A 24,406-nucleotide genomic window follows, 5' to 3' on the forward strand; every position below is an offset into this window, starting at 1 on the left:
GCAGTTATCAGCTGTGCAGGCCCGGCGCCTCGTAGCCGGTGCGCTCGACATATTCCGTGTAGCCGCCTGTATATTGATGGACGCCATCCGGCGTCAGCTCCAGCACGCGGTTGGAGAGTGCTGCCAGGAAATGCCGGTCGTGCGAAACGAAGAGCATCGTGCCCTCATATTGCGACAAGGCCTGGATGAGCATTTCCTTGGTGTCGAGGTCGAGGTGGTTGGTCGGCTCGTCCAGCACCAAGAGGTTCGGCGGGTCAAAGAGCATGATCGCCATGACGAGCCGCGCCTTCTCGCCGCCCGACAGCACCCGGCACTTCTTTTCCACATCGTCGCCGGAGAAGCCGAAGCAGCCGGCAAGCGCTCGAAGGGGGCCTTGGCCCGCTTGCGGGAAATCGTGTTCGAGCTGCTGGAATACGGTGCGCTCTCCATCCAGCAGATCCATGGCGTGCTGGGCGAAATAGCCCATCTTGACGCTGGCGCCGAGCGCGACGCTGCCTTCATCCGGCTGCGTGGAACCCGCGACGAGCTTCAGGAGCGTGGATTTGCCGGCGCCGTTGATGCCCATGATGCACCAGCGCTCGCGGCGTCGTACCATGAAATCAAGCCCTTCATAGATGCTGCGGCTGCCATACTTCTTGTGAACGTTCTTCAGCACGGCCACGTCTTCGCCCGAGCGCGGCGCCGGCTGGAACTCGAAGGCAACGGTCTGGCGGCGCTTCGGCGGCTCGACGCGGTCGATCTTTTCCAGCTTCTTCACGCGGCTCTGCACCTGCGAGGCATGCGACGCACGCGCCTTGAAGCGCTCGATGAATTTGATTTCCTTGGCGAGCATGGCCTGCTGGCGCTCGAATTGCGCCTGCTGCTGTTTTTCGTTCTGCGCCCGCTGCTGCTCGTAGAATTCGTAGTCGCCCGAATAGCTGGTCAGGCTGCCGGCATCGATTTCGATGATCTTGGTGACGATGCGGTTCATGAACTCGCGGTCGTGCGAGGTCATCAAAAGCGCGCCCTCGTAGCCCTTCAGGAAGGATTCGAGCCAGATCAGGCTTTCGAGATCCAGATGGTTGCTCGGCTCGTCGAGCAGCATGACGTCGGGGCGCATCAGCAGAATGCGGGCAAGTGCCACACGCATCTTCCATCCGCCGGAAAGCGCGCCGACATCGCCATCCATCATCTCCTGGGTAAAGCTCAGGCCCGCCAGCACTTCGCGGGCACGGCCCTCGAGCGCATAGCCATCGAGCTCCTCATAGCGTGCCTGCACCTCGCCGTAACGCTCGATGATCTCGTCCATCCGGTCGGCCTGATCCGGATCGCTCATGGCCGCTTCAAGCTCGCGCAGCTCGGCAGCGACAGCGCTCACTGGACCGGCACCCTCCATGACTTCGGAGACGGCGCTACGGCCTTCCATCTCGCCGACATCCTGGTTGAAATAGCCGATGCTGACGCCTTTATCGACGGAAACTTGCCCTTCATCCGGCAGCTCCTGTCCGGTGATCATGCGGAAAAGCGTCGTCTTGCCGGCACCGTTAGGGCCGACAAGCCCAACGCTCTCGCCTCTGTTAAGCGCCGCGGATGCCTCGATGAAGAGGATGCGATGGCTGTTCTGCTTGCTGATATTCTCGATACGAATCATGATTACGCGTGGCCCGAAGAAAGTTTTTCGGGGGCCTTATGCCACGGGTTATCGTCTCTGTCGCAGCTTTTCGAGCAGAGAATTGAGATCGATGGCGAACTGACGTTCAGAGGCGACAACTTCTGGGAGGCCCACTTGCCATGCGGAAGAGAAACTTTTGCCGGGACGACGGATTCTTGTCCACGCGCTCGTTCAAGCAGCATATCTTCCAGCAGGGTCGGCTCTTGATCGGATCGCCGGCTGTCTTCCGCCTGATTGGAAGTCGCTATATTCATTGTTATCCGTCCCAGCCGAGTTCTTACAGATGAAGATTATGAGAAGCATTCAGCGTCGGGTTTGTACCCGACTGACGATCGCAGCGTTGATCGCCATCGGCATGTCAGGCGAAGCCCAGTCGGCCAATGCGGCTTCCCAACACGCGCGGCTCGAAGAACCCGTCAAGGAAGTTGCAGATCAGCGCCTGCTCCTCGATACGCCCGAGGGGAAGGGGGAGCTGCCGGTCTACGCGGATCACGCGATCGAGGCGGCGTCGCCTGACGTGACCAAGGTGTTGATCATAGTCCATGGCACGCTCCGAAACGCCGATGCCTATTACGCAACTGGGCAGGAACTGCTCGCAAAGGCAGGCGATCTTGCCGACGGTACGATGGTTGTCGCGCCGCAATTCCTGATAAGACCAGATGTCAATGCTTTCTCTCTGTCCGCGCAGACGCTGGCCTGGACGCAGAACGGTTGGAAAGGCGGAGAAGCCGCGGTCCAGCCGGCGCCGATCAGTTCCTTCGCCGCGCTCGATGCCCTGCTGCAGCATTTTGTCGATCGTCGCCTTTATCCTTCGCTGAAGACCATTGTCGTGATGGGGCACTCGGCGGGAGCACAATTGGTCCAGCGCTATGCCGTCGTCGGACGGGAGGCGGAGAATCTGACGAGCGCCGGCATCGCCGTTCGTTATCTCGTCGCCAACCCGTCGAGCTATGTCTATTTCGACGATGAGCGGCCGGCCTTGCAGGATCAGCAAGCGGGGCTGGCTTCATGCCCGAAGGCGACCCAATGGCGATACGGGCTCGCCGGCGCACCACCATACGTATCTTCGCAGGATCCGAGGCTTCTCGAAACAAGATATGCCGCGCGCAAGGTGGTCTATCTGCTGGGCCAGGCGGACACAAATCCCTACACCCATTTCATTGACCGCTCCTGCGGAGCAATGGCGCAGGGGCCGTATCGGCTTGCACGCGGGCTGACCTATTTCGACTATATGAAGAAGCGGCATCCTTCCGATCTCGATCAGAAGGTCGTCGAAGTGCCTGGCGTGGGGCATGACAATGAAGGGATGTTTACCTCGGATTGCGGCATCGCCGTTCTGTTCGATCGACCGGTGCCGCCATCCTGCCCGGTTATCGACGGGACCGCAAAAGTATCCGGAGCGGTGCCGTAAGGTCTCTCCAGCGTCTCGTTCCCTTTGACGACCGCGCGCAATCGTAACCTGAGGCGTTTCGGTCCACCGATATCTGGCCGCCCACTCTGGCGCGTCAGCTGCGATAGGCCGGCCGCGGACGCGACAAGCGCATTTTTCGCTGTAGCGGGCGTTCGATGCACAAGTAGCAGACGATGGCAAAGGCCAGCGAACCCAATGCGATGGGCACAGGCTGCATGTTGTGCGGCATCCCGACGCGCAAAAGCAGCGCGGTGACCAGGATGCCGGTGAGGACGTGCCAAACATAGATGGAATAGGAGGCGTTCCCCAGGAAATGCAGGAATGCCAACTGGGGCACGCCTCGTTCCCGCTCCGCGAAAACAGCGCCTGACACTAGCAACACTGCCGGTATGCCCCAGCGGATAGCCCGTTCCAAATGGATCAGCGGGTCGCTCGCCACAAGCAGCACGACTCCGATGACCATCAAGCCGATGGCCGCAGGAAAAGGTAGCCGAAAGCCCTGTTTCCACAGGCGCCCGATGACAATGCCGGCCGCAAATTCCAGAATGACCGGCTGGGTGAAAACACTGAGATAGCCGAGGGGCAACAGGTAATGCGCCATCACGACAGTCACCAGAGCCGCCATCAGGAAGCATAGCCGCCTGAACTCAGGCAGAAGCAGTGAAATCGAAAAGATGAGATAGAAGAACATCTCATAGGAGAGCGTCCATCCCTGCTCGACGACGGGCTGCAATGCCTCACCCTTCATGAAGGGCACGAAAAACAGCGAGCCGATCAAATTCTCGATGCTCGAATTCGCGTCGAAGAAGAACTGTGGCTTCAGTACGGCGATGACGAAAGTTGCTGCCGTCGCAATCCAGTAAAGCGGCACGATCCTGATGAGCCGGCGCCACATGAATTCCTGCGGGCCGAGCGACCTTCCGTCGGTCGTAACCCACATGATGAAGCCGCTGATGACAAAGAATATATCGACCCCCGCTGCTCCGCTCTTGAAGTCCAGGCCATATGTTTCGCAGACATGGAAGCAAAGAACGGAAATTGCGGCGATGGCCCGCAGATATTGAATGCTCGTGATATCACTGCCGATTTTCAAGACGGTGCCTCGCGCGACTGAACTGCTATCGCCGACGCCCTAAAGGCCGGATTTAGCGATAAAATGCGTCGAAAGGCCGGGCACCGTGCATGACGGGTTTGAGGCTCGGCGGACCGAATATTGCTGCATATTGCTGCAGCAACAATTTCAATGAAAATGGATCATTTCCCGCCGGTTTCGTGGCCGAAATCGGGCAATTGGGATGCTTTGGCGTGAACGGTGATAAAGCCAAGGGCTTCCGTCATGCCGCCGAAATCGCTCAGACCGCGCGAACTTCGGCAAGCCGCTTGATCGCGTATTCGTCGCGCCAACAGACAGCAGCCTCCCAAGCGGCAGACGCCTGCGAGGCGATGTCATAGGCACTATCGTCAAGGTCGGCAGCGTTGTCGGGCAACACGAGGTCAAGATCTGGAACATCGACATGTGACTCATCCCAGTCGATCAGCGCAACGCGATCTGCGGTCATGCGGATATTACTGGGGTTGCTTGGGTTGCCGTGGACAACGCATGTCTGACGCCCGACGAGCCGCGCCCACGCTGCTCGGCATCGAATAACGCCCTCGCGCGGCATCGCGGCAAGATTGACCCTCGTTCCGGTCTCGACATGCAGGAGATCGGTCGACGATTTCCAGCCGGGACGCTGCGGCCAGCCCTGCGTCAGCCGATGCAGTTCGCGAAGCGTGTCGGCAACGCGACGCCAATCGGATTCCGTCTCGGGCGGTCTGCCTTCCATATATTTCATCACCACCAGACCATCCACGAACAGCCGGCCATCCGTCGTCGGGATTGGCACCGGAACGGTCATACCTGCACGATCGAGGTGCCGGAGTAGCTCGGTTTCCCATGAGAGATCAGCGTCGGGCCTGGAGCCGAGACGACCGACCGCAATCTGCCCGCGGATGCGAATGCTCCACACGTCGTTGGCTACTCCACCGGTGAGTGGTTCGACGCGAACTACATCTTCACCCCATTGCCAGAGTGCTTCCCATCCCATTGGTGATACCCTCAGCGCATCATCAGTGCTGAACTTGCTTGGCCGCAGGCGCGGACAAGCCAATTAACTCGAGTTCAGCAAGCTCGGCAAGTTGACGTTGTCACATATGCTCTAGGGACATCCAGGAGTTTGCAGCGCCCCTCAAGGCTACGATTCCTCGCTATCGAGTCGAACGTTTCCTGACAAGGTGCCTACTCGAAGGTATGCAGGCATGCGTGCGAGGCAATCGGCCATGATGATTGTTCCGAGAGGCGACAGGGCTATGTATATTGATAGAGGGCCTTTGCTTTGTCGAAACGACCGGCGAGCATGTCCTCCCGATGCATCATTAGATGCATTACTCCGTCGCCACTGAGATCGGAATGCATTAGGCGCGTACCAGCGAAATATTCGCCGCCCCATGAAAACAAAAGACGAATTTCGTCGTTTCCCGGCAAGAAAGAACGTGAGCGATCATCCCTGAACTTCGGCTCTGGATCGTGCTGAATGGGTACGGGCCATCCTCCCAGACGATCGCCGAATGGGTTGACGTTCTCGCCATCGGTAGCCTCTATAACCGGACAATAATCCGTGCTCGGCTTCTCGAGGAAGTCATACATCCGGGAATAAAATGAGCCTGACGATTGGAGCCAGTGAAACGGCACTGTCAGGATCGAACAGGGTTCGAGCACTTCTGCCATCTGCTGATCGGAAAATGGTAGAGTAGGATCCTTCGCATCAGACAGGAGAACCAATTCCTCGGGAGGTGTATGTCTCTCCAGTCGTCCCAGATTTTCTTCAATTCGAAAAACGCGATACGCCTCATGCTCGTCGTAGTCGGTTATATCTTCGAAAATATACAGTATTCCGCTGTCGGGGAGATCCAGATCGAAGCCGGCTTCAAGCGAGAGCGTATTCAAGTTCAGTTGCGCGAAGAACGCCAGCGAGAACTCCCTTCGGCGCGCCTCTTCTCGCATCTGATCATAGATGTCACGGGAGGTCGTGGGCTCGTTGCCGGTTTCGTGGGCGAGAGCGGTTCGGGTCGGCCAACGAAATCCTGTCGGCAGATCCGGAAGGCCTCCCATCTTGCTGATACCTATCGGGAGATCCTTATCTTTTCTCTGTCGACGAACGAAATCGATGGCAGGTTTCACGGTAGCGAGGACACGATCTTCAAATTGCGACAGATTTTCATCTGCCAAGGCGCGCCTAATATCTTCCTTGGTCAGAAACGCGGCCATCAAGTCCTCTTCGTTCGCGCAGCTTTTTGATGGGGATTTAGGTCGGTTTTTTTAGCTTTAAAGCGCCAGGTAGCCTGTTTACCACCCGCGTAAGGAAGGGGGTAAGCGCTGCTTTCCTAGCACCTTGACCAAGAATGTTGGCCCGTTTCGGACGCTGCGGTTGTGATAGAGGTGGCAAGAATGCGCCGGAGGCGGTCACCAGCTTGTTAGGTTAAACAACCTGTCCGGAAACATGGGGCGAGCCCACTCATGCCATGTGATGGGAATGTTATGATCTCATCTGCGTCAACATGGCTGATGTTGTATGCTGCAGTTTTGAGGTAGTGCTCCCCCACGATAGAGTGTCAAGTAATAGCCTGGAAATATCCGAAATGTGGGATTGGTTCCCTATAGTCTTCTTTCCGCTCAAGCTTCTCGTGTTAGGCACGGGCATGTTCTTCGCCATCAAGTGGCATCGCGATCAAGAGAAGAAGAAATAACGAAACCAGCGGACCGGAAGCGCGCTTCCTCACATGGGGGCGATGGGCGGCTTTTTCGCGGTTCTCTGAGTCTCGAAGGCCGCAGTGGACGTTGCGGCCTTCGTTTTACTGCGTCATTCTAGTGGCTGCCGGTCAAAATCACTGGCTGCCTACACCTGGGCGATCAGTCGAACGCTCAGCTGCAGCCGCTCGTCGCGCCGCAGGTGTCGCACTTCTCGCAGGTGCCGTTGCGGACCATCGTGAAGTTCTGGCACTCGGTGCACATGTTGCCGGTATAGCCCTGCATGATGGAGCGGGCGCGGCGCTCGGATTCCAGCTTCTTGGCGTCCGTTTTCGCGGCTGCTGCGTCGCTCGCGGCCTTGTCGCTGAAGAGGCCGGTGGTCTCCGCGGTTTCGCTTGCCAATTCCTCGGCGATCTCTTCGGCCAGTTCCTTGGCACGCTCCTCATAATCGCGCTTGAAGGCGACGACTTCGGAAGTGGAGACGGCGCCTGCCGGCTCCAGCTTGCGCACCGTGTTGCCGGCAAAGGCTGTCACGGTCGAAAGCGAGGCAGCGCGGGCAGGGGCGGCGGTTGCCGACCCCTTGACTTCGGCGGCCGGACGCTCGCCGGATGTCGGAACCAGCGTCGGCTTGTAGCCGCGGGTGAGGCCCTTGGAGACGACATCGGCCTTGCCTTCGGAAACACCGCGGCCGAGCGCCGTGTTGTTGAAGTCGGACGTGTCGACATGGGCGAGATCGTGACGGCCGAGATAGGAGATCGCCAGTTCGCGGAACACGTAGTCGAGGATCGACGTGGCATTCTTGATGGCGTCATTGCCAGTCACAATGCCGGCCGGCTCGAACTTGGTGAAGGTGAAGGCGTCGACATACTCTTCGAGCGGCACGCCATACTGCAGGCCGAGCGAGACGGAGATCGCGAAGTTGTTGATGAAGGCGCGAAGCGCTGAGCCTTCCTTGTTCATATCAAGGAAGATTTCGCCGAGACGGCCGTCGTCGTATTCGCCGGTGCGCAGGAAGATCGTGTGCCCGCCGATCTTGGCCTTCTGGGTGTAACCCTTGCGACGGCTCGGCAGCTTTTCCTGCGTGCGGATGACCTTTTCGATCACGCGCTCGACGATCTTTTCCGTGATGGTGACAGCCTGTGCGGCCGCCGGAGCCTGCAGGAACTCCTCCAGCGCATCCTCGTCGCTGTCGTCCTCGATCAGCGAGGCGTTCAGCGGCTGGCTGAGCTTGGAGCCATCGCGATAGAGAGCGTTCGCCTTAAGGCCAAGCTTCCAGGAGAGCATGTAGGCGGTCTTGCAATCCTCGACGGTCGCCTCGTTCGGCATGTTGATCGTCTTGGAAATTGCACCCGAGATGAAGGGCTGGGCGGCAGCCATCATACGGATATGGCTTTCGACCGAGAGGTAACGCTTGCCGATCTTGCCGCAAGGATTGGCGCAATCGAAGACGGCGAGATGTTCGTTCTTGAGGAACGGAGCGCCTTCCAGCGTCATCGCACCGCAAACGTGGATGTTCGCAGCCTCGATGTCCTTCTTGGAGAAGCCGAGATGGTCGAGCAGGTTGAAGCTCATATCGGCCATCTGCTCGTCGGAAACCTTCAGCGTGCCCTTCAGGAAGTCGGCGCCGAGCGTCCACTGGTTGAAGACGAACTTGATGTCGAAGGCGCTCTTCAGAGCGGCGTTGACGGCGTCGACCTTCTCGGTCGTGAAGCCCTTGGCCTTCAGCGTCGAGGGGTTGATGGCCGGAGCCTGGTTCAGGTTGCCATGGCCGACGGCATAGGCTTCGATCTCGGCGATCTGGCTTTCGGAATAGCCGAGCGTGCGCAGCGCTTCCGGAACGGCGCGGTTGATGATCTTGAAGTAGCCGCCGCCTGCGAGCTTCTTGAACTTCACCAGGGCGAAGTCCGGCTCGATACCGGTCGTGTCGCAATCCATGACGAGACCGATCGTGCCGGTCGGCGCGATAACGGTTGCCTGTGCGTTGCGGTAGCCGTGCTTTTCGCCGAGGTCCAACGCCTTGTCCCAGGCAGCCTTGGCATGGGCAACGAGATCCTGGTCCGGATTGTCGGAATGGATCAGCGCCACCGGATTGACCGACAGGCTCTCATAGCCCGAAGTCTCGCCGTAAGCGGCGCGGCGATGGTTGCGGATGACGCGCAGCATGTTTTCGCGGTTCGGCTTGAACATCGGGAAGGTCCCGAGCTCGGAGGCCATTTCCGCCGAGGTCGCATAGGCGATGCCGGTCATGATCGCGGTCAGCGAGCCGGCGATGGCGCGGGCTTCGTCGCTGTCATAGGGAATGCCCGACGACATCAGCAGACCGCCGATATTGGCGTAGCCGAGGCCGAGCGTGCGGTATTCGTAGGAAAGCTCGGCGATACGGCGCGAGGGGAACTGCGCCATCATCACGGAGACTTCGAGAACGACGGTCCAGAGGCGGACGGCATGCTCATAGTCGGCAATGTTGATGCGCTTCGTCGCTGCGTCCTTGAAGGTCATCAGGTTCAGCGAGGCGAGATTGCAGGCCGTGTCGTCGAGGAACATGTATTCCGAGCACGGGTTGGATGCGCGGATCGGGCCGGCAGCCGGGCTGGTGTGCCAGTCGTTCATCGTCGTGTTGAAGTGCAGGCCCGGATCGGCCGATGCCCAGGCGGCGTAGGAGATCGATTCCCAGAGGTCGCGGGCCTTCAGCGTCTTGACGACCTTGCCGTCCTTGCGGGCGGTCAGGTTCCAGTCGCCATCATTCTCGACAGCGCGCAGGAAGTCGTCCTTGATGGAAACGGAGTTGTTGGAGTTCTGGCCGGATACGGTGAGGTAGGCCTCCGAATCCCAGTCCGTGTCGTAGGTCTTGAATTCGAGATCCTTGTAGCCCTGGCGGGCAAACTGGATGACGCGCTGGACGTAGTTTTCCGGAACCTGGTCCTTCTTGGCAGCGCGGATCTCGCGCTTCAGGGCAGGGTTCTTGGCCGGGTCGAAGCAATCGTCATTGTCGCCTTCGCAATTGACGGTCGCCTTCATGATCGCCTTCAGGTGCTTGGCGACGATCTTGGAGCCGGTGACGAGGGCGGCAACCTTCTGTTCTTCCTTGACCTTCCAGTTGATGTAGTCCTCGATATCCGGATGGTCGATGTCGACGACCACCATCTTGGCGGCGCGGCGGGTCGTGCCGCCCGACTTGATGGCGCCGGCAGCGCGGTCACCGATCTTGAGGAAGCTCATCAGACCGGAAGAACGGCCGCCGCCGGAAAGCTTTTCGCCTTCGGCGCGCAGCATCGAGAAGTTCGAGCCGGTGCCGGAACCGTATTTGAACAGACGGGCTTCGCGAACCCACAGATCCATGATGCCGCCCTCGTTGACGAGGTCGTCCTCGACCGACTGGATGAAGCAGGCATGCGGCTGCGGATGCTCATAGGCCGATTTGGACTTGGTGAGCTTGCCGGTGAACGGGTCGACATAATAGTGGCCCTGGCCGGGACCGTCGATGCCGTAGGCCCAGTGCATGCCGGTGTTGAACCACTGCGGCGAATTCGGTGCGACCCGCTGGGTGGCGAGCATGTAGGCAAGCTCGTCGCGGAAGGCGGAGGCATCTTCTTCGGACGAGAAGTAGCCGCCCTTCCAGCCCCAGTAGGTCCAGGTGCCGGCGAGGCGATCGAAGACCTGGCGTGCATCGGTTTCCGAACCGCTCTGCTGATCCTTGGCCAGATCCTTCATGGCGGCATCGTCGGGAACCGAACGCCACAGGAAGGAAGGAACGTCGTTTTCCTCAACCTTCTTGAGCTTGGCGGGAACGCCGGCCTTGCGGAAGTATTTCTGCGCGAGAATGTCGGCGGCAACCTGCGAGAACTGCGCGGGCACGTCGATATTTTCGAGGCGGAACACGATCGAACCGTCAGGATTCTTGATCTCGCTCGTCGCCTTGCGGAACTCTATCTCCGCATAAGGTGACTGGCCGGCCTTCGTAAAACGACGTTCGATGCGCATGGTCCCAATCCTTCATTCGTTGGTGCGCGCCCGCATGAAAACTGGGCGCAGATATTCTCATTCCGGCATCGCGAATTCAACGCGCAGCCAGTCTCTGATCCGCTTTCTGACAGGAGGTGTCACCCGGAGATGTCTTTCCTGTATCTTGTGGTGATGGTGGCTGCAAACACTAAATATAGTATTAACAGCTTATTGCCGCCAGTCCCCGCATGTATTTTTTGGCAGCTTCGACATCGACACGAAAACCCTCACGGCGACCACCGCAGAAGGGTCAATCGCCTTGAATCCAAATTCGATTTCGAATTGAGAACCAGCCCTCGTAAACCCGCCTGGTCCAGTCGCCGCCGCAACGTCGTCCATTAACTTTGAAAGACCCGATTCCGTCAAGGGGTGGTTTGCTAGGGATTGTTAACCACAATATCTTGTGGGCTTGCCTGTGGAAATTGGGGAAACGCCAGTAGGGCAAGAGATTCAAGAGCTTGGGGAGAGATGCTCGCCCTTCGCGCGACCGTTGACGCAACAAGTATCATCACTGCCGGAGTCGAAAGCGACAAAATTGTGACCGTGACCTCGATGCCATTGGCAGCGCAGCAAATTCATGCCGTGGAGCATCATGATTCGCACCGAAAGCCTTGAATCTCACGCTTTCTCGCCTTTGTGACGCCCACTAAATCTAGTGGGCGCCGCAGCGCCCACCTCTATTACCGTCATCCGAATCATATTTCGCCAAGGCGCACGGATCGTGACTGATTCGCGCTGCCGTCAGCTGGAGATCAGCCGCGATGGCCCTTGGCGATCGGCTCCTGATAGGTGAAGCCCATGTCCCACGGGAAGTAGATCCAGGTATCCTGGCTGACTTCGGTGATGAAGGTGTCGATGGTTGGCACACCGGTCGGCTTTGCATAGACGCAGGCGAAATGCGCATTCGGCAACATGGCCCGGACTTCGAGGGCCGTCTTGCCGGTATCGGTAAGGTCGTCGACGACGAGGACGCCTTCGCCGCCATTGACCGAGAGTTCGGGTGCGATGCCCTTCAGCAGGTTCATTTCACCCTGGCTGGAATAGTCGTGATAGGAGGCGACGCAGACCGTTTCGATCAGGCGGATATTGAGCTCGCGTGAGATGATGGCAGCCGGCACCAGGCCGCCGCGGGTGATACAGACGATCGCCTTGAATTCGCGGTTGAGGCCGGCAAGCCGCCAGGCAAGCGCGCGCGCATCGCGATGGAACTGATCCCAGGATACGGGGAAGGCTTTATCGGGCAGGGACATGGCAGAAGGCTCCGGGGCATGGAATAATAACACACCGGTAGCACCGGCGACCCTGAGCAGACCCCGCGGCGGGCGCGGACCAAGAACCAAATCCGGAACGCGATTCGCTTGCCATCTGCTTGAACAGGATCTCGTCCAGGAAAAGCCATATGCTTTTCGGGATCATGCTCCTTCGACCGCGCGAACGGTTCCCTGGCGGGAATTCTGTCATCGGTCGCTGCTTTCTGCTGGATTTGCGGGCAAAAGGCAATAGCTGCGAAGCGGCCAGCCGATGCACATTTGCACCGGTTGCCACAGGATTTGAGCTTTCAGCCGCTCAGCGGGCCAGCAACGTCATTGCCGTCATCGATTGCAGCAGGGTGCGCGTCGTGCCGCCGAAGATCATCTGCCATAGCCAGGAATGCGTATAGGCGCCCATGACCAGCAGGTCGATGCTGTCGTCGGCCAGCCGGTTTTCGATGACCTGCGATGGCGTCGATTTGCCGGCGCAGGTGGCCGTTTCGAACTTGGCACGAACGCCGTGACGCGTCAGCGCCGCCGCGATCTGGACGCCGGTTTCCTGTGAGGGATGGGGATCCTTGTCGGATGTGCTGACCGAGAGGATCTCAACCGAATCCGCAGCCTTGAGGAAAGGCATTGCATCGAAAGTGGCGCGCGCCACCTCCTTGGAGCCGTTCCAGGCGATCAGCACGCGGCGGATGGGCTTCGGCTCCTTGAGAATATAGGGGATCAACAGGACCGGCCTGCCGCTGTCGAACAGGAAGGTCTCGACATCGACCTGCGAGTCCGCATATTTCGCCGGGTCCGGCTGCACGGCCACAAGCAGGTCGGCGCTGCGGGCACTTTCGATTAGCGGCTCGGTGCCGTAGCCGACGGTGCTGGTAAAGCTGTGCCATTCGTAGTCGAGACCGGCCCGTTCCATTCCCGTGCGGAACAAGCGTTCGATTTCAATCGCCTGATTATGAGCGACATCCTGCAGCGCCTGAACTGCGACTGGATCTGGAATTTCCATTGGCGCCACCAGCGGTACGGTCGAGACGATCTCCGCATGAAGGCCGACGACATGGGCGCCATGCTCTTTCGCGAGCGCTGCCGAAAACGCGGCGGCGACGCGCGTATTGTCGGGATTATCGAGAACGGTCACTATCGTTTTGTAGGACATGAAGAGATCTCCCATGCGGAAGGGTTGGATCGGATCATGATATCAGCATTCCGCTATGAGATAACGTCCTAAACGCGCTGAGAGTTCCCGGCCGGTTGCACGCCGTCGTTGAGAATCAGGCTTCAGCCGACTGATTTTCCTTGGCTTTTGACTGGCGGATGGTTTCGATCATGGCGCGCACTTCGGCCGCGACATTTTCAACCAGCTCTGCCGAGCGGCCCCTGACGACGATCTCCGTCGAGAAGAATTGGCCGACATAGCGCGGGTAGGAGCCGATGCTGGTATCAGGATGCGCCTTCTGGATGAGGCCGAGCGGCGTGCCGATCTCGCCTTCGCCATAGGGGCAGGAAATCGCGGTCGACAGGATGCGCGCGCCGGTTCTGAGCGTCGGGATGACATTGTCGAGCATCGCCTGGAAAACCTGCGGCACGCCGGCCATCACATAGACATTGCCGATGTTGAAGCCGGGAGCGGTCGAGACAGGATTGGCGATATGCTTCGATCCCACCGGCATGCGCGCCATGCGCTGGCGTGCCTCGGTGAACTCCATCTCGCGCCGGGCATACATTTCACCCATGATCCGCATGGCTTCGGCATCGTGCTCGCAGGGCACGCCGAAAGCCTTGGCGATGGCATCGGCGGTAATATCGTCATGGGTCGGACCGATGCCGCCCGACGTGAAGACGTAATCATATTGGCCGCGCAGGGCGTTCAGCGCCGAGACGATCGCGTCCTCGTCGTCGGCCACGATGCGGACTTCCTTCAGGTCGATGCCAGCCAGCAGCAGCACATCGGCGAGATGGCCGATGTTCTTGTCCTTCGTCCGGCCGGAGAGCAGTTCGTCGCCGATGGCGAGCATGGCGGCTGTGACAATGGTTTCGTTCGACATGAAGACATCCAGGAAAATGCGCAATCCGCGCGTTCGCAAAAGGTCCGAAATAGGTAGCGTTGTTTACGGCGAATGCAAACGCTCCTTTTGCCGGACCGCCGGTCATCACAAGATGTTGCAAGTGAATTTCCGTCTACGCTGGATGAACAGTGCGTTCTGAGCGTGGGGGCTGTGCCCCTGTCGCATCGCTGATACAACATTCCTCGACATTCAATGCGTCCAACAAACGGGAGACGTTCTTATGGCTAAGGTTCTGGTTCTCTATTATTCCGCTTACGGTCACATCGAGAAGATGGCCTATGCCGTCGCAGAAGGTGCGAAGTCCGCCGGCGCAGACGTCACCGTCAAGCGCGTGCCCGAACTCGTTCCCGAAGAAGTCGCCAAGGCTTCCTACTTCAAGCTCGATCAGGAAGCCCCGATCGCAACGCCGGACGAACTGGCAGACTATGACGCCATCATTGTCGGCGCCGGCACCCGCTTCGGCACGGTCGCCTCGCAGATGCGCAATTTCTGGGATCAGACCGGCGGCCTCTGGTTCGGCGGCAAGCTCGTCGGCAAGGTCGGCTCGGTCTTCACCTCGTCGGCAACGCAGCACGGCGGCCAGGAATCCACCATCCTCGGCTTCATCCCGACACTCCTGCACCACGGCATGGCCGTCGTCGGCCTTCCCTATGCCTTCCAGGGCCAGATGGGCACCGAAGAAGTCAAGGGTGGCTCGCCCTACGGCGCTTCCACCATCACCAACGGCGACGGCTCCCGCCAGCCTTCCGAAATCGAGCTGGAAGCGGCAAAGTACCAAGGCGCCCACGTCGCCAAGATCGCTGCCAAGATCACGGCCTAATTCGATTTTTGCATGTGAATTAAGAGAGGCGCGGCGAAAGTTGCGCCTTTTTCGTTTGGACTTTGATGAAGTTTGATTTTTGGTGCGGACGACGGGGGTCGAACCCGTACAACCAAAGGTCGAGGGATTTTAAGTCCCTTGCGTCTACCAGTTTCGCCACGTCCGCGTGCCTTTCCCCATCAAGCACTTGAGCGATTCAGTCAAGGAAATGTTTTGCGGGAAAGGGGTCGACAGGTGCCAGCGCTGCGCGTGGCTCAGTGACCCTTGAGAACGCTGACAAGCGCGGGCGTCACTTTCTTCTGCCGGAACATGGCCTTGAAATCCGCATAGCTGATCTTTCCAGATGCCAAGCCGTTCGTCAGCCGCTGACAAAAGAGCCGCTTTGCTTCGCTCCTCTGAGATTTGACGTAGAAAGCGATTTCATCCAGCGTTTCGGGGGGCAGGTGCTGTGACATGCACTTGTCGATGACCTGTACTCGCGCTGTCGGGCTTTCCTTCAAGATGGGGATGATCTTTTCGAAGCCCTTTTCCTGCGAAGTGCAGGAAGCGAGCACAGTGAGACTGAACGCAATGATAGCTGGGCGTATAAGGCGCATGATGATGTTCTCCCCTCGAATAAAACTGGGATAAGCATCCTTCACGCGATTCTCAATCCCGGGCACAAGTATAAGTTTGCGCTCAGAAATAGGCGAAGCCCGCCGGAGCCGACGGATCGGATTTAGGGCGGGCCTCTAACCATCATCATGATGGCTGTGTCATATTGGACGCAGAGGGAGCTTGGCTGTCAATTCACAGATTTAGGGGTTTCGGCGGTCAGGGGCATAAATGGTTAATGACCCGTTCGGTGTGGCCAGTCTCGCTATTGCAGGACCGAAAGCGCGATAAAGAGGCTTTCTTTGCTCATGTTTCCTGTGTCATAGCGGGGGTGGATTGAAGAAGGACGGATAGACCGTGGACAAACAGACTGTTCTCGAAGCCACAGAGGCCATGCGTGGCCTTTTTCCCGCAACGCCGCTGCAGCTGAACGAGCATCTTTCTGCCCGCTATGGTGCCGATATCTGGCTGAAGCGCGAGGATTTGACACCGGTCCGTTCCTATAAGATCCGTGGCGCCTTCAATTTCTTCCGCAAGGTGATTGCCGAGGGTGGTACGGGAAAGACCTTCGTCTGCGCATCCGCCGGCAATCATGCCCAGGGCTTTGCCTTCGACTGCCGGCATTTCGGTGTGCCGGGTGTGGTCTACATGCCCGTGACGACGCCGCAGCAGAAAATCGACAAGACCCGCATCTTCGGTGGTGAGTTCATCACCATCAAGCTTTTCGGCGATTTCTTTGATCAGTGCTATCAGGCCGCGCGCGAGCATGTCGAAAAGATCGATGGCGTCATGGTGCCGCCTTTCGATCATGCCGATATCATCGAAGGGCAGGCGACGGTTGCGGCCGAGATCGCCGAGCAACTGCCTGAGGGCGTCATTCCCGATCACATCCTTCTTCCCGTCGGCGGCGGCGGTCTTGCCGCGGGGATCACCGGCTATTTCGCCGATACGCTCCCTCGCGAAGCTTTTACCTTTGCCGAGCCGGCGGGAGCGCCGAGCTTGCGCCGCAGCATCGAGGCGGGGCAGGTGGTGACGCTTGCCAAGGTCGACAATTTCGTCGATGGCGCCGCCGTCGGGCGCATCGGCGAGCTGAACTTTTCCGCGCTCAAGGGCTTTGCTGCCGAACAGGTCAAGCTTATCGAGGAAAACGCCATCTGCGTCACCATCACCGATATGCTGAATGTCGAAGGCGTCGTGCTGGAACCCGCGGGGGCTTTGGCGATCACCGCTCTGGAAAAGCTCGATCGCGACAGCATCCGCGGCAAGACCATCGTTGCCGTCGTCTCCGGCGGCAACTTCGACTTCGAGCGCCTGCCCGATGTCAAGGAGCGCGCCATGCGCTACGCCGGGCTGAAGAAATACTTCATCCTGCGCCTTGCGCAGCGCCCCGGCGCGCTTCGGGATTTCCTCAACATGCTCGGGCCGGAGGACGATATCGCCCGCTTCGAATATCTGAAGAAGAGCGCCCGCAATTTCGGCTCCATCCTGATCGGCATCGAGACGAAGAATCCCGATAATTTCAAGCAGCTTATCGCCAATTTCGAAAGTTCCGGCATGGGCTACGAGGACATCACCGAAAACGAGATCCTGGCAAACCTGATCATTTGACTTTGCGACCTTGCAACCTTCATGCTAAAGGCGATCCATGGCTTCGTTTTTTTCAAATATCATCTCGATCTTCACCGGTGGCGCGTCGCAGGCGGGCACTGAAAAGTCCGGCGGTTCGACGGTCAGCGTCGAACCCCAGGTCCATGCCGGCTGCACGATCCACGCGACGCCGCAGCGCGAGGGCAATCAGTTCCGCCTCATGGGCCGGATCGAGAAGGATGTGAACGGCGAGATCCTCGTGCGCAATTTCATCCGCGCCGACGTCTTCACTTCGTCGGACGACGCCGTCGAGTCGACCTTCCGCAAGGGCCAGCAGATCATCGACCAGAACGGCCCAGGCCTCTTCGGTGATGGCGAAAAGGTCCGTCAGGTCTGATCTTTCAGGCGAGCGTTCTCTCATACGCGTCTGAACGCTGGGCCGCCTTTAACTCGCTTCCGGCGGCCCGTAAAGTCTATTGAAATCGCTGGATAATTATTGGCGGGGCCTCAAGCCGTGCGGAACATCTTCGCGCCGGACGGAGCGTTGATGGCGCCGCCGTCGACTGTGATTTCGATCGCCGTGACATTGGCGGAATCGTCTGAGGCGAAATAGAGCGCGGCCTTGGCGATTTCATCGGCTTCGCTCATGCGGCCGAGCGGGCTCAGGCTGCCGAAACGGGCCTGTAGCGCATCCAGGGCCTCCGGCGTTGTGGCGCGCGGTTCCCAGATCGGCGTCTTGGTGGCGCCCGGCGTGACCTGATTGACGCGGATGCCGCGGGGCGCAAGCTCTGAAGCGAGATTGCGCGTCATGGCGCGGACGGCGCCCTTCGTGCCGGCATAGGCCGAAGCGCCGGGAATGCCGAGAACGGCATGTACGGAGCCGTTCAGGATGACGGAGCCGCCATCATTCAGATATGGCAGGGCGGCCTGCACGGTGAAGAATACGCCGGTGAAATTAATGCGGACGATGGTTTCGAACTGCTCAAGCGTGGTCTTGCCGAGCGGGGTGTCGCCGGCAATGCCGGCATTGGCAAAGACCACATCGAATTTTCCAAGCTTCTCCGCAGCCTCGGCAAACGCCCTTTCCATGGCTGGGATGTCGGTGGTGTCAGCCTGCAATGCCAGCACGTCGCCGCCGAGTTGTTCCGCTGCCGCGGCCAATGTCTTCGCGTTGCGGCCGGTAATGGCGACCTTGGCACCTTCGGCGAGGAAGAGGCGGGCTGTGGCAAGGCCAATGCCGCTGTTTCCGCCGGTGATGACGGCGACCTTATTCTTGAGACGCATGTTCGTAGCTCCTGTTGGCTTTTGTCACGATCTGGATTATGATCGCTATCTATAAGGATTATGGTCGTAATCCGTTTTGTCAAGCCGGGCATGAAAGGATTTTCGATGGGCCGCTCACAACTGGAAAAGCAGAAGACGCACGAGCGCATCGTGACGCTCGCAGCCAGGCGTCTGCGCGAAGAAGGATTGCAAGGGATCGGCGTCGCCGATCTGATGAAGGAGGCGGGGCTCACGGTCGGAGGCTTCTACAAGCATTTTGCCTCCCGCGACGAGCTCGTGGCGGAAGCCGTGGAATCGGCGATTGGATCATGGCGACGACAGCAGGAGGAAAAGGGGATCGATCCGACTAGCATCTCGCTCGACGAGTATGTCGATACTTATCTCAGCGAACGTCACCGAGATCATTGCGGCGAAGGCTGCGCCTATGCGGCGCTGACGGCAGATATGGCGCGCAGCAGCGATATGGTCCGTTCCGTCGCGACGGAGGGCTTGCAGAGGAATTTCGAGGCCATGACGGCGCGTATGCCAAAGCCGGAGACAGCCGAAGCCAGACGGAAGGCGATTATTGCCTCCTGCCTTATGACGGGAGCACTCGGCCTTGCACGCGTGGCAAACGACGAGGCGCTTTCCGATGAAATTCTGGAAACCGTCAAGCAGTTCGTGAAAGAATTGCCGCAGGCAGAATAGCAAAGCGGCCGGTTGAAACCGGCCGCCTGTCAGTATCCGAATACGGCAGCCGATTAAGCGGCAAGCGCCAGTTCGGAGGCGCGGGCCTGAGCGGCACCGATAGCCTTCTCGGCAGCTTCCGGACCGAATGCGACGCCTTCGATATAAACGGTCTCGACATCGGTGATGCCGATGAAGGCGAGAACCGACTTCAGGTAGGGAACGGCATGGTTCAGCGGGGCAGCCGGGCCTTCGGAGTAGACGCCACCGGAGGCGAGCACGATGTAGGCCTTCTTGCCGGTGACCAAGCCCTTCGGGCCGGTTTCCGTGTAGGTGAAGGTGCGGCCGGCGCGAGCGATGTTGTCAATCCAGGTCTTCAGCGACGAATAGATGTTGAAATTGATGAGGCCGGTGCCGATGACCACGGTGTCGGCTGCGAGCAGCTCGTCGACGAGTGCGTCGGAAACCTTGACCAGTTCCTGCTGCTCGGGCGTACGGGCGTCGGCCGGCGTGCGGATGGCAGCCGTGAACGGGCCATCGATATGCGGAAGGTTGTCGGCAGCGAGGTCGCGATGAACGAGCGTCTTGCCCGGATTGTTGGTCTTGATCTTCTCGGCAAGCTCGGTTGCGATCTTGGTGGAGAGCGAGTCCGGGCGCGGGCTGGAAGTCAAAAGCAGAATGGAGGACATATCCGTTTTCCTTTTCAATGGGTTGCGAAAATCGGCTGGGAGAGTCCGATCACGTTCGCTTCAATAAATAAGTCGTCAGTGCTATCGAGAAAAACTGTGATAATATGGATCGGAATTATCGATAGAATGGATGGCAGATGCTCCCCAATCCCACCCTCGACCAATTGCAGGTCTTTCTGACCGTCGCCGAGTCAGGCAGTTTTTCTGCCGCTTCGCGTATGCTCAACCGCGCGCAGTCGGTCATCAGCTATACGATCGCCAATCTGGAGGCGCAGCTTGAAATGCCGCTGTTCGAGCGCTCCGGCTCGCGCCAGCCGAAACTGACGGATGCGGGCAGGGTGATGCTCGAGGATGCCCGCCGCATTCTTTCCGATCTGCAGGTGATGCGCGCGCGAGTTAAGGGCTTGAAGAGCGGGCTTGAAGCGGAAGTGGCTGTTGCCATTAGCGTCATGGTGCCGGTACACGCGACCGTCGATGTGCTGCGCGAATTCCGCGACCGCTTCCCTTACGTTGCCTTGCGTCTCGACACCGGCGAACTCGGCTCGATGCTGGAGCTGGTTGCCAGTGGCAAGTCGACGATCGGTATCGGCGGCTCGGTGCTGAAGCAGGATGATTCCCTGGTCATCGAGCGTATCGGCCATTCCTTCATGCTGCCGGTTGCAGCGCCCACGCATCCGCTTGCTCAATTGGGACGACCGCTGACGCTCACAGACGTGCGCGAGGAAGTGCAGCTGGTTGTCACCGATGCCTCCAGCCTCACGAACGGCAAGGATTTCAACGTCCTGTCCTACAAGATCTGGCATGTCAGCGATATCGCCACCAAGCACCAGCTGATCCGCGGCGGGCTCGGTTGGGGTGGGCTGCCGGCATCGTTCATCATGGAGGATCTGCAGAAGGGCCGACTGGTACCTCTGGCTCTTGATGCCTACGATCAGAGTGAATACCCGATCTACGCCGTCCGCAAGGTCGACAATCCCCCAGGTCCGGCTGCGGCCTGGATGATCGAAGCCTTCAGCTCGCGCCTTTCACGCTGCCCGAATCAGGCGGACTTCAAGGCGGCCGTCGAGATGTTCCATCCGGATGAAAAGCGGCTGGCCGCTGAATGAAGGCCCTCTCCCCGCAAGGAGGAGAGGACCAACTTGTTGACGGTCAGAGCACCAGTCGGTAGTTGCGGAAGCCGTCCGCGCCTTCGCCGGCGTCTTCGATCTTCACGCTCTTGACCTGATCGAGGAAATCCTTGGCCTTCGGCGAGCTCTGGAACTGCACGGTGGTACCCGGCAGTGGCTTGAAGGTCCAGTTGCCGTCGGCGGTCGGATTGATCGTGCCCTGATCATGGACATAGCGCACGATGACGTCGCGGTTGGTGTCGGGCGCCTGGTAGACGACCTTGTCCGCCGCGATTTCCGGGAAGTTGCCGCCGCCGCCGGCGCGATAGTTATTGGTGACGACCAGGAACTTCTGTGTGGGGTCGATCGGCTTGCCGTTGAATTGCAGGTTCTGGATGCGGTTCGAATCGGCATTCAGAACCTTGCCGTCATCGCCGAAGCGGCGCGGCTGCGAGACGTCGATCTGGTAGGTGACGCCGTCGATGACGTCGAAATTGTAGGATGGGAAGCTGTTGTTGATCAGATCCGCATCCTTGGCACCGGGCTTGACCTGATTGAACATGGCAGCCGACATTTCCAGCCAGTTCTTGACCTGTGCGCCGTTGATGACGACGGCCTGAACCGTATTCGGATAGAGGTAGAGGTCGGCGACGTTCTTGATGGCGATATTGCCGGCCGGAACGTCCGTGTAGTAGTCGGCGCCGTTGCGTCCGCCGCATTTGAAGGGAGCCGCTGCCGAAAGAACCGGCAGGTCCTTGTACTGCGTTTCCTTCAGCATGTCCTTGATGTACCAGACCTGAGCCTGGCTGACGATCTGAACCGACGGATCATCGGCGACCAGCGCGAAGTAGGAGTAAAGCGGCGCAGACGTCTTGCCGACGGGCGTGCGCACATAGGTCAGCGTCGCCTCGTGTTCGGCCTTTGCGGCTTCGACGACTTCCTTCTTGTCGGCGACATCCGCGATGACCTTCTTCTTGTCGTCGCGGTGGTAGATCGGGCGCGCTTCGGAGGTGAAGTCGACGATCTTCCAGCTCTTGCCGTCTTTTTCGAGCAAGAGGTCGATGAGGCCGAGATGCGAGCCCCAGAAGCCGGCCATGACGGCGGGCTTGCCATGCAACGTGCCCTTGACCGGATCGGCATCCTTGATGCCGTCCCAGGTCTTCGGGCCGGGGAAGACGAGATGCTGGTGGCCGGTGAACACGGCGTCGATACCATCGACCGCCGCGACATAGAGCGAGGCGTTTTCCATCTTCTCGCCCGGGCCGCTGCCGTCGATGCCGGAATGCGAGAGGGCGATGATGATGTCGGCGCCTTCGGCCTTCATGACCGGCACCCAGGCCTTGGCAGCCTGGACGATATCGCGCGTCTGCGCCTTGCCTTCGAGGTTCTTGATGTCCCAGAGCATGATCTGGGGCGGCACGAAACCGATGAAGCCGATCTTGATCGGGCTTTCATTGCCGGCACCATCCTTGATCTTCTTTTCAAGGATCAGATAGGGCTTGAAGAACAGGTCGTCCTTCGTCGGATCGGAGGCAAGCTGGCCTTTGGTCAGGTTGGCGCAGACGAACGGGAAGTTCGCGCCACCGAGCACCTTGAACATGAAGTCGAGGCCATAGTTGAATTCGTGGTTGCCGAGCGTGCCGACGGAATAGCCGAGCGTGTTCATCGCCTTGATGACGGGATGGACGTCGCCGTCCTTCATGCCGTGCTGATAGGCCATGTAATCGCCCATCGGATTGCCCTGCAGCACGTCGCCATTGTCAATGAGGAGCGAGTTGGTGGCTTCGGCGCGGATATTGTCGATGATCGTTGCGGTGCGCGTCAGGCCCATCGTGTCGTTCGGCTTGTCGGCATAGTAGTCATAGGGGAACACGTTGACGTGGATGTCAGTCGTTTCCATGAGGCGCAGATGCGCCTGGTTGCCGGCGGCACGGGCGGCGAAAGGATGCAGCACGATCAGCGCTGCCGTGGCGCTCAGGCCTTGCAGCAGGGAACGGCGCGACATGCTGGGCAAATCCAGAATGGAAGACATAAGACACTCCTTCAACGATGGGGCTATAAGTCCGTCGATCATCTCTCGGGCGAGGGAGATTAGGACGATTTTCGAAGGTGTGCACCAGTAATGTGACAGGCTTATTGTGGATCGTAGCCGGCTTGTGCCTGCATTCGATCAACGTTTGAGAACCGGCTTTATGTCCTTGTGGAAAAAGCGGAAATAGGAAGCGACTTTCGCCGACGCATTGGACGAGCGATCGAACTCGATGCCGATGCGACCGTTGTGAGCCCAGCGCACGAAACCATCCAAAAGGCCGATATCGTCGCATTCGACGCGAACCTTGCTGCCGGCGGCCGCATAAAGAGGTGCTTGCAGGTCGAGAGCGATACCGCTGGTGGAAATATTGACGACACGACCGGCGACCAGCTTGGTGAAGTATCGTACCTGACCCGTCAGTCGCGCGTAATGGCGGGGCGAACCTCGCGTCTTGATTTTCAGATTGTCTTGGACGAGAGATTTCGAAGAGAACTGCATGATGTTATCCCGGCTCGTGCGACTTTTCGGCTTCTGGATAGCAGGCCTGCATTGAAGGATGCTTAGCATAACCGTTAAAATTGCAGTCGCCCGTTCCGAATCGGTACGAGAAGCAGCTGGCAGATTCCCTGTGGGGCGGAGAAGGGGGAAACGTTGCGCATTGTTTCTTTGAATGCATGGGGCGGTCGGCTGCATGAGCCGCTGATGCCTTATCTCGTCGATGTCGATGCGGATCTCCTGTGCCTACAGGAAGTGGTTCGCACGAAGGATGCAGAACCAGGATGGTTGGTCTATCGCGACCATGGCGTCGAGCTTCCGCAGCGCGCCAATCTCTTCGAGGAGTTGAAGGCTGCTTTGCCGGCTCACGATGCCTTCTTCCTCCCCGTGGCACGAGGCGACCTTTTCGATGGGGACAAGCGGTTCGATTCAGAATTCGGGCTGGCAACTTTCGTGCGCAGGAGCCATCCGATCATCGGCCAGGCAGCCGGCTTCGTTCATGGTGAATTCTCGGCCGACGGCTATGGGCCGCATCCGCGTTCGCGCAATGCTCATTGCATCCGCCTTTTTGATTATGAGCGCGGTTATCCTATCACCATTGCCCATATGCACGGTCTGCGGGATTTGGAAGGCAAGGGCGACACGTCAGCGCGCCGCCATCAGGCGGCTGCGTTTGTCGAACTGATCCGGCAGGTGAAACATGACGGCGACCGGCTGGTCGTCTGCGGCGATTTCAACGTGCTGCCGGATAGCGAGACCTTCGAGATCCTTGGCGGTCTGGGGCTTGTCGATCTCGTCATCTCGCGCGGACACGACGACACACGCACCTCTCATTACAAGAAGCAGCCCCGCTTTGCCGACTACATGCTGGTGACGCAGGACATCGAGGTTATCAGCTTCGATCCGGTCGCCGAACCCGAGGTTTCGGACCATCGCGCCTTGCTGCTCGACCTGCGCTGA

The 24,406-nt window shown here is 59.1% G+C and carries 20 protein-coding genes and 1 tRNA gene; 7 read left to right on the top strand and 14 right to left on the bottom strand.

What is annotated here, in order from left to right; genetic code table 11:
- Positions 1–7: 7 nt before the first annotated feature.
- On the bottom strand, positions 8–1,630 hold the full coding sequence (locus GA0061100_RS09155) for an ABC-F family ATP-binding cassette domain-containing protein (RefSeq protein WP_075852369.1): 1,623 nt from the start codon (positions 1,628–1,630) through the stop codon (positions 8–10).
- 313 nt (positions 1,631–1,943) lie between these two features.
- Between GA0061100_RS09155 and GA0061100_RS09160 the strand changes: the two genes are divergently transcribed.
- Positions 1,944–3,062 (top strand): alpha/beta fold hydrolase, encoded by a 1,119-nt coding sequence (locus GA0061100_RS09160; RefSeq protein ID WP_075852370.1) that lies wholly within the window; start codon positions 1,944–1,946, stop codon positions 3,060–3,062.
- A 94-nt stretch (positions 3,063–3,156) separates the two neighbouring features.
- Here GA0061100_RS09160 and GA0061100_RS09165 read toward each other — a convergent pair whose 3' ends face one another.
- From GA0061100_RS09165 to GA0061100_RS09195, 7 genes are all read right to left on the bottom strand, one after another.
- Positions 3,157–4,155, bottom strand: a complete 999-nt coding sequence (locus tag GA0061100_RS09165) for an acyltransferase family protein (protein WP_244557790.1) — start codon at positions 4,153–4,155, stop codon at positions 3,157–3,159.
- Between the two features lie 259 nt (positions 4,156–4,414).
- Positions 4,415–5,149 carry a phosphotransferase enzyme family protein gene (locus tag GA0061100_RS09170; RefSeq protein ID WP_075852371.1) on the bottom strand — a complete coding sequence of 245 codons (735 nt, stop codon included), beginning with the start codon at positions 5,147–5,149 and terminating at the stop codon, positions 4,415–4,417.
- A gap of 260 nt (positions 5,150–5,409) precedes the next feature.
- Positions 5,410–6,369 (bottom strand): DUF1963 domain-containing protein, encoded by a 960-nt coding sequence (locus GA0061100_RS09175; protein WP_075852372.1) that lies wholly within the window; start codon positions 6,367–6,369, stop codon positions 5,410–5,412.
- Between the two features lie 654 nt (positions 6,370–7,023).
- Positions 7,024–10,830, bottom strand: coding sequence for a vitamin B12-dependent ribonucleotide reductase (locus tag GA0061100_RS09180; RefSeq protein ID WP_075852373.1), 3,807 nt, complete (start codon positions 10,828–10,830; stop codon positions 7,024–7,026).
- Between the two features lie 773 nt (positions 10,831–11,603).
- Positions 11,604–12,101 carry a xanthine phosphoribosyltransferase gene (gene gpt, locus GA0061100_RS09185; RefSeq protein ID WP_075852374.1) on the bottom strand — a complete coding sequence of 166 codons (498 nt, stop codon included), beginning with the start codon at positions 12,099–12,101 and terminating at the stop codon, positions 11,604–11,606.
- 316 nt (positions 12,102–12,417) lie between these two features.
- On the bottom strand, positions 12,418–13,263 hold the full coding sequence (locus GA0061100_RS09190) for a universal stress protein (protein WP_075852375.1): 846 nt from the start codon (positions 13,261–13,263) through the stop codon (positions 12,418–12,420).
- A gap of 115 nt (positions 13,264–13,378) precedes the next feature.
- Positions 13,379–14,152 (bottom strand): competence/damage-inducible protein A, encoded by a 774-nt coding sequence (locus GA0061100_RS09195; protein WP_075852648.1) that lies wholly within the window; start codon positions 14,150–14,152, stop codon positions 13,379–13,381.
- A 241-nt stretch (positions 14,153–14,393) separates the two neighbouring features.
- On the opposite strand from GA0061100_RS09195, the gene wrbA reads away from it, so the two are divergent.
- Positions 14,394–14,993 (top strand): NAD(P)H:quinone oxidoreductase type IV, encoded by a 600-nt coding sequence (gene wrbA, locus GA0061100_RS09200; protein ID WP_075852376.1) that lies wholly within the window; start codon positions 14,394–14,396, stop codon positions 14,991–14,993.
- 80 nt (positions 14,994–15,073) lie between these two features.
- On the opposite strand, the gene GA0061100_RS09205 is transcribed toward wrbA, so the two are convergent.
- Together GA0061100_RS09205 and GA0061100_RS09210 are read right to left on the bottom strand one after the other, a co-directional pair.
- A tRNA-Leu gene (locus GA0061100_RS09205) sits at positions 15,074–15,159 on the bottom strand.
- 88 nt (positions 15,160–15,247) lie between these two features.
- Complete coding sequence (locus tag GA0061100_RS09210; RefSeq protein WP_075852377.1) at positions 15,248–15,589, bottom strand: hypothetical protein; 342 nt, start codon at positions 15,587–15,589, stop codon at positions 15,248–15,250.
- 355 nt (positions 15,590–15,944) lie between these two features.
- Here GA0061100_RS09210 and ilvA point away from each other — a divergent pair, with 355 nt between their 5' ends.
- Positions 15,945–17,195 carry a threonine ammonia-lyase gene (ilvA, locus tag GA0061100_RS09215; RefSeq protein ID WP_075852378.1) on the top strand — a complete coding sequence of 417 codons (1,251 nt, stop codon included), beginning with the start codon at positions 15,945–15,947 and terminating at the stop codon, positions 17,193–17,195.
- A 37-nt stretch (positions 17,196–17,232) separates the two neighbouring features.
- Positions 17,233–17,571, top strand: coding sequence for an HlyU family transcriptional regulator (locus tag GA0061100_RS09220; protein ID WP_075852379.1), 339 nt, complete (start codon positions 17,233–17,235; stop codon positions 17,569–17,571).
- Between the two features lie 110 nt (positions 17,572–17,681).
- Here the strand turns inward: GA0061100_RS09220 and GA0061100_RS09225 are convergent, their stop codons facing one another.
- Positions 17,682–18,458, bottom strand: coding sequence for an SDR family NAD(P)-dependent oxidoreductase (locus GA0061100_RS09225; RefSeq protein ID WP_075852380.1), 777 nt, complete (start codon positions 18,456–18,458; stop codon positions 17,682–17,684).
- A 105-nt stretch (positions 18,459–18,563) separates the two neighbouring features.
- Between GA0061100_RS09225 and GA0061100_RS09230 the strand changes: the two genes are divergently transcribed.
- Positions 18,564–19,145, top strand: coding sequence for a TetR/AcrR family transcriptional regulator (locus GA0061100_RS09230; protein WP_075852649.1), 582 nt, complete (start codon positions 18,564–18,566; stop codon positions 19,143–19,145).
- 53 nt (positions 19,146–19,198) lie between these two features.
- Here GA0061100_RS09230 and GA0061100_RS09235 read toward each other — a convergent pair whose 3' ends face one another.
- Positions 19,199–19,813, bottom strand: coding sequence for an FMN-dependent NADH-azoreductase (locus GA0061100_RS09235; RefSeq protein ID WP_075852381.1), 615 nt, complete (start codon positions 19,811–19,813; stop codon positions 19,199–19,201).
- Between the two features lie 137 nt (positions 19,814–19,950).
- Between GA0061100_RS09235 and GA0061100_RS09240 the strand changes: the two genes are divergently transcribed.
- Complete coding sequence (locus tag GA0061100_RS09240) at positions 19,951–20,919, top strand: LysR family transcriptional regulator (protein WP_075852382.1); 969 nt, start codon at positions 19,951–19,953, stop codon at positions 20,917–20,919.
- A 43-nt stretch (positions 20,920–20,962) separates the two neighbouring features.
- On the opposite strand, the gene GA0061100_RS09245 is transcribed toward GA0061100_RS09240, so the two are convergent.
- Together GA0061100_RS09245 and GA0061100_RS09250 are read right to left on the bottom strand one after the other, a co-directional pair.
- Complete coding sequence (locus GA0061100_RS09245) at positions 20,963–22,951, bottom strand: bifunctional 2',3'-cyclic-nucleotide 2'-phosphodiesterase/3'-nucleotidase (RefSeq protein ID WP_075852383.1); 1,989 nt, start codon at positions 22,949–22,951, stop codon at positions 20,963–20,965.
- 138 nt (positions 22,952–23,089) lie between these two features.
- Positions 23,090–23,449 carry a PilZ domain-containing protein gene (locus GA0061100_RS09250; RefSeq protein ID WP_075852384.1) on the bottom strand — a complete coding sequence of 120 codons (360 nt, stop codon included), beginning with the start codon at positions 23,447–23,449 and terminating at the stop codon, positions 23,090–23,092.
- A 153-nt stretch (positions 23,450–23,602) separates the two neighbouring features.
- Between GA0061100_RS09250 and GA0061100_RS09255 the strand changes: the two genes are divergently transcribed.
- Positions 23,603–24,406 carry an endonuclease/exonuclease/phosphatase family protein gene (locus GA0061100_RS09255; RefSeq protein ID WP_075852385.1) on the top strand — a complete coding sequence of 268 codons (804 nt, stop codon included), beginning with the start codon at positions 23,603–23,605 and terminating at the stop codon, positions 24,404–24,406.

Source organism: Martinezella hainanensis (genome assembly GCF_900094555.1).
In the GTDB taxonomy this organism is placed as follows: Bacteria; Pseudomonadota; Alphaproteobacteria; order Rhizobiales; family Rhizobiaceae; genus Rhizobium; species Rhizobium hainanense.

Coding starts and splice junctions, on each gene's coding strand:
- GA0061100_RS09155 (WP_075852369.1), bottom strand. CDS start 1,630: ATGATTCGTATCGAGAATATCAGCAAGCAGAACAGCCATCGCATCCTC.
- GA0061100_RS09160 (WP_075852370.1), top strand. CDS start 1,944: ATGAGAAGCATTCAGCGTCGGGTTTGTACCCGACTGACGATCGCAGCG.
- GA0061100_RS09170 (WP_075852371.1), bottom strand. CDS start 5,149: ATGGGATGGGAAGCACTCTGGCAATGGGGTGAAGATGTAGTTCGCGTC.
- GA0061100_RS09175 (WP_075852372.1), bottom strand. CDS start 6,369: ATGGCCGCGTTTCTGACCAAGGAAGATATTAGGCGCGCCTTGGCAGAT.
- GA0061100_RS09180 (WP_075852373.1), bottom strand. CDS start 10,830: ATGCGCATCGAACGTCGTTTTACGAAGGCCGGCCAGTCACCTTATGCG.
- gpt (WP_075852374.1), bottom strand. CDS start 12,101: ATGTCCCTGCCCGATAAAGCCTTCCCCGTATCCTGGGATCAGTTCCAT.
- GA0061100_RS09190 (WP_075852375.1), bottom strand. CDS start 13,263: ATGTCCTACAAAACGATAGTGACCGTTCTCGATAATCCCGACAATACG.
- GA0061100_RS09195 (WP_075852648.1), bottom strand. CDS start 14,152: ATGTCGAACGAAACCATTGTCACAGCCGCCATGCTCGCCATCGGCGAC.
- wrbA (WP_075852376.1), top strand. CDS start 14,394: ATGGCTAAGGTTCTGGTTCTCTATTATTCCGCTTACGGTCACATCGAG.
- GA0061100_RS09210 (WP_075852377.1), bottom strand. CDS start 15,589: ATGCGCCTTATACGCCCAGCTATCATTGCGTTCAGTCTCACTGTGCTC.
- GA0061100_RS09220 (WP_075852379.1), top strand. CDS start 17,233: ATGGCTTCGTTTTTTTCAAATATCATCTCGATCTTCACCGGTGGCGCG.
- GA0061100_RS09225 (WP_075852380.1), bottom strand. CDS start 18,458: ATGCGTCTCAAGAATAAGGTCGCCGTCATCACCGGCGGAAACAGCGGC.
- GA0061100_RS09230 (WP_075852649.1), top strand. CDS start 18,564: ATGGGCCGCTCACAACTGGAAAAGCAGAAGACGCACGAGCGCATCGTG.
- GA0061100_RS09235 (WP_075852381.1), bottom strand. CDS start 19,813: ATGTCCTCCATTCTGCTTTTGACTTCCAGCCCGCGCCCGGACTCGCTC.
- GA0061100_RS09240 (WP_075852382.1), top strand. CDS start 19,951: ATGCTCCCCAATCCCACCCTCGACCAATTGCAGGTCTTTCTGACCGTC.
- GA0061100_RS09245 (WP_075852383.1), bottom strand. CDS start 22,951: ATGTCTTCCATTCTGGATTTGCCCAGCATGTCGCGCCGTTCCCTGCTG.
- GA0061100_RS09250 (WP_075852384.1), bottom strand. CDS start 23,449: ATGCAGTTCTCTTCGAAATCTCTCGTCCAAGACAATCTGAAAATCAAG.